The 9,409-nt window shown below is 38.5% G+C and carries 3 protein-coding genes; all 3 read left to right on the top strand.

The annotated features are described in order from the left end of the window. The first annotated feature begins 230 nt into the window (after window positions 1–230). The 3 genes from ABS768_RS14330 to ABS768_RS14320 all read left to right on the top strand — a co-directional run bounded on the left by ABS768_RS14330 (window position 231) and on the right by ABS768_RS14320 (window position 9,400). Window positions 231–557, top strand: a complete 327-nt coding sequence (locus ABS768_RS14330; protein ID WP_408075628.1) for a YegP family protein — start codon at window positions 231–233, stop codon at window positions 555–557. A 362-nt stretch (window positions 558–919) separates the two neighbouring features. Beyond that, a complete protein-coding gene (locus tag ABS768_RS14325; RefSeq protein ID WP_408075627.1) occupies window positions 920–6,904 on the top strand; it encodes a T9SS type B sorting domain-containing protein in 5,985 nt (1,994 codons plus the stop codon). A gap of 3 nt (window positions 6,905–6,907) precedes the next feature. Next, complete coding sequence (locus ABS768_RS14320) at window positions 6,908–9,400, top strand: PorP/SprF family type IX secretion system membrane protein (protein ID WP_408075626.1); 2,493 nt, start codon at window positions 6,908–6,910, stop codon at window positions 9,398–9,400. Window positions 9,401–9,409: the final 9 nt, after the last annotated feature.

Below are 9,409 nucleotides of genomic sequence, written 5' to 3'. Positions count from 1 at the left end.
CCTTTACCTGCTACGGACTACTGGTTTAGTGTAACCTACCGCGAACTTGTAAACGGAGAACCTGTAGAGAAAGAGTTTAAGGCTCACTTCTCACTGAAGAGATAATATCTTTAACAAACTATAAACACAGAAAAGGCAGCCAATTGGCTGCCTTTTCTGTTAACAATAATTTAAGGTTTGATTTATGATATATTGTTAAATTTGAGTTGAATCAAAAAATCAATATTGACATGGGAAAATTTGTTAAAAAAGTAGCCAAGAACGGAGACTTCTATTTTAACCTGAAAGCAGGTAATGGTGAAGTGATTTTATCAAGCGAAATGTATAAAAGCAAAGCGTCTTGTGATAATGGGATTTCATCTGTAAAAGAAAATTCACCAAGTGATGAAAGATATGACAGAAAAACGGCTAGTAACGGTAAACATTATTTCAACCTTAAAGCCAGAAACGGACAGGTAATAGGGAGTAGTGAAATGTATGAATCAGCAGCCGGAAGAGATAAAGGTATAGAGTCTGTTAAAAAGAATGCTCCTGATGCTTCGGTAATAGAAGAGTAAGAAATTTTTAAGGCTCAAAAGCGGTGTTGTTTTCTATTTAACAACACCGCTTTTTTATTTATTTTTTAAATAAAAAACATATTTATAAAAGTAATCCTGTTAAAGTATTGTTAACATTTTTATTAACAGATTTTACTTTGTTTATTTAAAAAATAATTTTTTTTTCATATTTATTTTGTTAAATATTTAAAATATGTTTTTAAAGTAATTGTTAAAATTAAACTTTAACAAAGTCATATTGCATCTAAAAAGTGTTTTTTATCGTATTTAATGACTGTTTTGTCGATTTGTTTTTTTGATAAGAATTTGTTTACATAGGTTTATTCTTGAAAGTTGAAATTCGCCAAAAACATCAACTAGAAATGCACGACCCTTTTGTAAAAAAATATTTACTATTCTACTTTTTTGTAGTATGGATGGGATTTATTGGCTGCGCTAATGCGCAGATAGTAATTTCTACTCCATCTATAGGGTTTACACAGGCATGTGCTTCATCTACTTTCAATAGTTATAATTTCTCATTTTCATTCTTTCCTCCGGCAAATCTTGGTCCGGGGAATCAGTTTATAGTTGAACTTTCTGACAATGCAGGCAGTTTTGCCAGTCCTACTACAATAGCTACATTAAACAATACTACATCTCCTGTTTTAAGTAGTTTCGGATTACCTACTACAGCATATGGCGAGGGCTACAGGATTAGAGTTAGGAGTACAAATCCGGTGCAAACAAGTGCGCCGAGTAATGTTTTTGCTGCTTACTATGCAATACATAACCAGCCATTTGCTATAAATGGTAATGTGAGTACAGTTAGTTTGTGTGGAGGAGGTTCTTATGACTTAACTATAGATGATTTAGGAACACCAGCTTCACCGGTTTACTATCCTCAGTTAAACTATATATGGTATAAGGATTATGTTGAGATTCCCGGAGAAACAGGTTCAACTTTAACAGTGACAGAAGCCGGGTCGTATTATGCGGTAACTGATTATGGTTCATGTAGTATGGACTCCTATTCTAATATAGTACAGGTAACGGTCCAGAATTTGCTCACCCCAACCATACAATCGCAGGGGGGACAAACAACAATATGTCCGCCCGGAGGTATAGATCTCACAAGTGTACTCCAGGATCCGGGATATACATATAAATGGTTTAAGGATGATATAGAAATACCGGGAGAAACGGGCTCTGTTTACACTGCTACTGAAGGCGGTGTTTATCATTTAGTGCTAACCAGTAACGGATGTGAGTTTGAATCGAATGCTATAACACTTGATTCTAATGACTTTACATTAGATATAGATCCGTCTGTTACTACTTCAATAATACCAGGGGAAACATTAACCCTTACTGCAATTACTGACGCTAATTCTCCAACTATAGAATGGTATAAGGATAATGTGCTGATTGCCGGACAAACAGGGCTTACACTTAATATCACTGAGCCGGGAGAATACAAAGTTTCGGTAAACCAAACGACCCCATGTTCAATCACGAAAGAAGCTACGGTAACTATTGAATATCCTACAGATTTTGATTTATTAATACAAACATCTGCATATACTTCGTGTGTAAGTACATCGGTTAACCTATCAATATTCCAGTTTGACGCTACGCTTTTGAATGGAATAGTGAATTTGGTAGGTAATTCATTAGGGTATAGTTATCAGTGGTACAAAGATGGTGTAGCAGTTGCAGGGGGTACAAACACGACATTAGCATTAAACGATCCGTCGCTAAACGGTAGTTATGTACTAAAAATTACCCTGCCGGGTTATGGTGTTTTGGTGTCAAACACTATTAATATAAACTTGGGAGTTCCAACTCCGGTTATTTCCGGTAATACCACATTATGCGAAGGAGGTACTGTTTTATTTACTTCGAGTATTAGCAGTGCAGGTTATACTTACCAATGGTACAGAAACGGGATAGCTATACCCGGAGCAACAGCTTCGACTTATACGGCTGATGCCGAAGGAGGCTATTATCTTAGAGTTACAGGAGGTTCATGTTCACAACAGTCTAATTCACTATCATTAGTTCAGGATGTAATTACGGTTAGTAGCAGTAATCCTGTTGTAGATGTAATTCTTCCCGGAGAAACAAAAGTACTTACGGTTACTACCGATGCTAATGGCCCTCAATATGACTGGACCCTTGATGGTAGCCCTATTGCAGGTACAACAGCAACAATTAATGCAACACAGGCTGGAGAATATATAGTAACGGTAACGCAGCTGGCAGGTTGTACTGCAACAGCTCAGTATACCTTTACACTTGAAGCACCTACCAGTTATGATATTACAATTAATCCTGAAGCAGGTTATATAGCCTGTACGAGTACATCGGTTACGCTTGATATAAGCAGCTTTACAGGAACAACCACTTCGGGTACGGTTGCGGTAACAGATTTTGGTTATACTTATCAATGGTATAAAAACGGTGTTGCTGTAGCAGGAGCTACCACAACAAGCCTTACCTTAAACAGTGCATCAGAAAATGGTAACTATTATTTAGTAGCGACTCTGCCGGGATATGGACCTGTAACTTCTAATACAGTAACAGTAAATCTGGCAGTACAAACTGTTACTATTACTGGAGGGACAACTATTTGTGAAGGATCGACTACTGTATTAACCTCCAGTTTAACAGCACCAACATATAGCTTCCAGTGGTATAAAGACAATATTGCCATACCGGGAGCTACTGCATATACCCATACGGTAGATTCAGACGGTGATTACTATGTAACCGTGGGGAACGGTACCTGTAACATGCAGTCTAACATTATGACAATAACAACTGAGGTTGTAAACATAACGAGTACCGATCCTGTTTTAGATGTAATAATACCGGGAGAGACAAAAACACTAACTGTTAATACTGATGCCAATGGTCCGCAATACTCATGGACCCGAAACGGAGCACCGATTGCAGGCACTACTTCAACAATCAATGCAACGCAGGACGGCGAGTATGTTGTAACAGTAACACAAACGGTAGGCTGTGCTGCTACGGCACAGTATACTTTTGTACTGGAATACCCAACGAGTTTTAATGTTTCTATAGCTACGGGAGCAGGTTATATAGCCTGTACCAGTACATCAGTAACACTTAATATAAGCAGTTTTACGGCTACAACCACTTCGGGTACGGTAGCTATAACTGATTTAGGATATGCTTACCAATGGTATAAAAACGGAGTTGCCGTTGCAGGTGCTACATCACAAACATTAACTATTAACAGTGCTTCTGAAAACGGGAACTATTATCTGGTAGTAACATTGCCTGATTATGGTCCGGTAACCTCAAATACAATAACCATTAACCTGGCTGTTGAAACAGTTACAGTAACGGGTGGTAATACTATTTGTGAGGGAGCTACTACAGTACTTACATCCAGCTTAACGGCACCTACTTATAGCTTCCAATGGTATAAGGATAATGTTGCCATACCGGGAGCTACAACTTATAATTACACGGTTAATGCCGAAGGTGATTATTATGTTACGGTAGGTAATGGTACCTGTAACATGCAGTCTAATATTGTAAGTATAACGACAGAGGTTGTAAACATAACGAGTACCGATCCGGTTTTGGATATAATCATGCCGGGAGAGACAAAAACATTAACTGTTAGTACCGATGCCGATGGTCCGCAATATTCATGGACCCGAGACGGAGCACCGATTGCAGGCACTACTTCAACAATCAATGCAACGCAGGATGGCGAGTATGTAGTAACAGTAACACAAACGGTAGGCTGTGCTGCTACGGCACAGTATACTTTTGTGCTGGAATACCCAACAGGCTTTAGCGTAACCATTAACCCGGATGCGGGTTATACGGCTTGTAGCAGTACATCGGTGACGCTTGATATTACAAATTTTATAGCCATAACTTCTGAAGGTAATGTACCTGTAACTGACATAGGATATGGTTACCAGTGGTATAAAAACGGAACAGCTGTAGCAGGTGCGACTACGCCAAGCCTTACTTTAAACAGTGCATCCCAAAACGGTAACTACCATTTAGTGGTAACATTGCCTGATTATGGTCCGGTAACTTCAAATATAGTAGCTATAAACCTGGCGTTGACATCTGTTACTATATTTGGTGGAAGTACTATCTGTACAGGTGGTACAACTGTGTTAACATCAAGTTTAACAGCTCCAGCTTATACCTATCAGTGGTATAAAGATAATGTGGCTATAGCGGGAGCGACAGGCTCTACCTATACCGCAAATGCCGAAGGCGATTATTATGTAAGAGTAGGTAACGGTAGCTGTAACATACAGTCTAATGTTATGACCATTACTACCGAATCTATCTCGGTAAACAGTACCAGCCCTGCGGTAGATGTTATATTACCGGGGCAGCAAAAATTTATTACGGTTACTACCGATGCTATGGGACCTCAGTATTCTTGGACAAGAAACGGTGTGCCACTTCCTGAAAATACAGCTACATTGACCGCAACTCAGGATGGTGAATATACAGTAACAGTTACACAAACCATAGGCTGTAACGCAACAGCACAAATGACATTTGTATTGGGCTATCCAACAGGGTTTACTATTACAATAGCACCAGATAATTCTTATTCGGCGTGTACAAGTGCATCAGTAACTCTTAGTGTGTCAAACTTTACAGCAATTACTTCTGAAGGAAATATTGCCATGACCGATTTAGGGTATGCTTACCAGTGGTTCCTTAACGGTGTGGCTATACCGGGAGCAACATCACAAACATTAACGGTTAACGATGCAACTCAAAACGGTAATTACAGGCTACAGGTTATAATGCCGGGATTCTCTGCATTACTATCAAATACAGTATCTATAACATTAAGTTTAGGAAATGTAACTTTATTCCCTAATGGTTTATTATGCCCTGATAATCCTCAGGTAGATTTAACCTGTAATATTTCAGATCCTACCTATACTTATGCATGGTATAAAGACAATGTGCTGGTTTCTACCAATAACAATTCTGTTTACACCGCAACCGCCGAAGGTAATTACTATGTGGTGATAACAACAGCAAGCTGTTCGTTTACTTCAGATACACTTAGTTTAGAACTTAATGACTTTAACCTTATTCCTGACACACCTTTACAGGATGTTATTATCCCAGGGGAGAATAAAGTACTATCGGTAACTACCGATGCTCTATCTCCTGTATTTACATGGTATAAAGATGGTGTTGCAATACCGGGAGCTTCAACATCTTCTATTTATGCCAACACAGCAGGAGAGTATAAAGTAGAAGTGAAACAGACAGAGGAATGTGATATTGTAAAAGAACTGACTTTTACCCTTATTTATCCTTCAGGATTTAATATTGAAATAGCGCCTGATGGTGATTTTGAGGAGTGTGCCGATACTGCAACTGCTCTGAATATTGTAGTGTTTGAGGCTCTAACACAGGGAGGACCTATAGATATTCTTAATAATAATTATGGTTACGGATATCAATGGTTTATGGATGGAACTCCTATAACAGGTGCTACAGGTATTTCTATAATGGTTTCAGAAAGCGGAACTTACCAGTTACAGGTAACCATTCCTGATTTTGGAGTGGTACCTAGTAATATTATTACAGTTAACCTGGGCTTTATCGCTGAAGTAGTAATTGAAACCGACGATGTATTTTGTGATGAGGGGGCAACTATCAATATAACTTCAAATGTTAATGATAGTACTTACAGTTATGCCTGGTATAAAGAGGGTAGTAGCACAGTAATAGGCACAGAAAGCTCTATAACAGTAGATGAATCTGGTAGTTACTTTATGGAAGTAAGCTTTGAAAACTGTACTATATCGTCAAATATTATTGAGGTTATTCCTTACGACATGTCGCAAATAGCGGTAAGTACAGGTCCGTTTTACGACTTGCCTGAAGGCACAACATCTACCATTACTGCCAGTGGTGCCGAAAGCTACACATGGTATCATAATGGGGTGATAGTTTCTTATGGTCCAGATGTTGAAGTGACCGAAGCAGGTGTTTACACCGTAGTAGCTACAGTAGGTGATTGTGAGGATTCAAGAGATGTAACCGTATCGCTTGTAGAGAATAATGTAATAGCCATACCAAATACCATAACGCCTAATAATGACGGATATAATGACAAATGGGCTTTACCTATTAAATATGTAAATCAGGAGAATGTAGAAATTGTGATATATGCTGCTGACGGCAAAATTGTTTTCAGGGCATCAAATTATATGAATAACTGGCCGGAAAGTGATTTCACCTATGACACCAAGAGTATGGTATACTACTATACTATTATGGAAGATAATGAGATTACAAAGCGAGGCTCTATAACTATTGTTGAATAACGGATGATTAAAAATTACTACTCCTTATTTTTCATATTAGTTTTTATAGCCGCTTTTACAAAGGTAAATGCGCAGGATGCGCCAGTAGTAACCTTTAATGTTCCGTACCAGAATAACTTAAAGTTTAACAGGTTCTTATACAATCCGGCTTTTTCTTTTGTAAGGGAAGATAACACATATGTTTCACTATACCACCGTAACCAGTGGGTGCAGTTTGACGATTCTCCTAAGGTATATATGCTTAGTTATACAGGGAGGTTTTCAAAAAAATCAGGTCTTGGTTTCGGGATATACCAGCAAAACGTGGGGGTAGTGACCAGCTTTGGCGGAGTGGCAAACTACTCTTATAACATAAAGCTTAAAGAACGTATGAACCTTACATTAGGATTTAACGTGGCTTATTATAACAGCGGAGTTAATAAAAACAGAACTGTAACAGGTGAACCAGATCCTATAATTATGGAACTGAGAAACAACTCTCTTGTAAGCATTAAGCCAGGTATTAATTTTAATTATAAAGATTTTGACATAGGTGTTTATGCTGAAAACATGGTAGACTACGATTTCAAATCAGATGAGATGTCGGAGAAGTATACCGATAAGGTGTATTCAGGTCATGTTATGTATACGCATAAAATGGTAGCCATGAGAGATCTTTTTAAAGATAGCGAGTTCAGTCTTGCCTTAAGGGGGAGAATGAGTGAACTGTATGGCTTTACCTTAAACGGTTCGTTACTGGTACACTTTCCAAGGTTGGGGTGGTTACAAACATCGTTAGACGATTACTATGGGGTAGGTATAGGTGCAGGTTTTCACCTTACCAAGAGACTGTCTTTAGGTTATGTGTATGAAAGAACCGTGAAGGAAGGATTGGTAAATCTTGGACCATCGCATGAAATTATAATGTCTTTTAAGCTGAAGGATAAACTGAGCTTAAGAGAACAAAATAAAAAACAGGGAGAGAAAAAGCAGGCAAGTCTTGAGGAACAAGTGGAAGAGTTGGAAGATGAAGTACTGGCTGAAGAGGAAGAAGGGCTTTATGAAACAGACATGGAGAGGGATGCCGATATTGAAAAACTGAGAATGGAACTGGATGATGAGAGTCAGTATCTGTTAGATGCACTGATTAAGGAAGACTCCATAGCTCAAATACATAAAGCTGAGTTTGATAAGAAGGTTAAAAACCTGCTTGATTATGCCAAAAGGGAAGAGGCAGCAAGGCTGGAAAGAGCAAAAACAGAAATGCTGTTAATGAAGAGAGATGACCCGGGAGAGGATGCCGAAGAGAATCCGCAAACGCTGGAAGACCTTAAAAGAGCAAAAAGTGGTTACTATGTGGTTTCCACTCCGCCAGATGCCAGGACAGAAGATGAAGTGATCATTGAAAGATACGAGCGTTTTACCGAAGCAGCTAATGCGTTGGAAAAGAAAAAATCTGAAGGGATAGAGAAGAATCCATACCTGATACATGTTCAGGATAGTTCGGAAGATGAAGTGGAGAATATCAAGAGGAGGGAAAGGAACAATGAAGTAACAGATGGTAGCAACGGAGGCCGAAGAAATACCCGAAGTAATTCAAGACAAACTAGGCAGCCGGCTACAGCTTCAAATCCAAGATATGCAAACAATAACGGCAGATCTAATAATAATTCCTCGGGTAACGGAGGCGGTATAAATCTTCCGTCAGTAGGAGTAGCAGCAGGTGTGACAACAGGAGGTAGAGATAATGGGAATAATGCTAATAGCAGCAGTAATGATACCGATAAGACACAACAGCCTGCAAATAACAATGGTAATGGAAATGAAGGAGAATATGCAGATAACAGAAACCAAAGTCAACAAACCAATAATCAAGGGGAAAATAACACGAACGGTACCCCAAATAATGTGAATAACAGTAATGCTACTGCGGCAGCTACACAGCAACCACAAGCAACCAGGGCAGCAAATAATAACAACGGGCAAGCGGTAACTGCTCCAAAAACGAATAGCAATACTGCAGGTAATAAGCCGGCAGGAAATAATAATAACCAGAATAAAAATACACACTTAACTAATACTAAAAACAATGCAAATGGACAGGGATTACAACAAACAGCTCAAACGAAAAATGCATCAAAAGCTCCTTCTTCTAAATATGTCAGACGAGAAGAAGACCTCAATACAGAGGAGGAGATAAAGGATTACTATGCTGCCAAAACTGATTTAGTAAGGCAGGCACCAAAGAGAAGTGATATATTAACCGTACAGGATGTCGAGCCGGGTTATTATGTTATTGCAAATGTGTTTAGTGAACAGGAAAATACAGATAAGTTCATAAACAGATTGAAGGATAGGGGTATACATGCTGAATATTTTATTAACCCACAGAATAATTTTAGGTATGTGTATCTTAAAAAACATGATAGCTGGAGAGACGCTCTTATTTCATACTACTCAAACGTTAACAATACTTACTTTGATACGGTATGGCTTATGAGCATAAATGTAGATTAATAAGAAAAG

The sequence above is a fragment of the Flavobacterium rhizophilum genome (assembly GCF_046000485.1).
GTDB lineage: Bacteria > Bacteroidota > Bacteroidia > Flavobacteriales > Flavobacteriaceae > Flavobacterium > Flavobacterium rhizophilum.
This window is presented reverse-complemented; position numbering and strand designations above follow the sequence as displayed.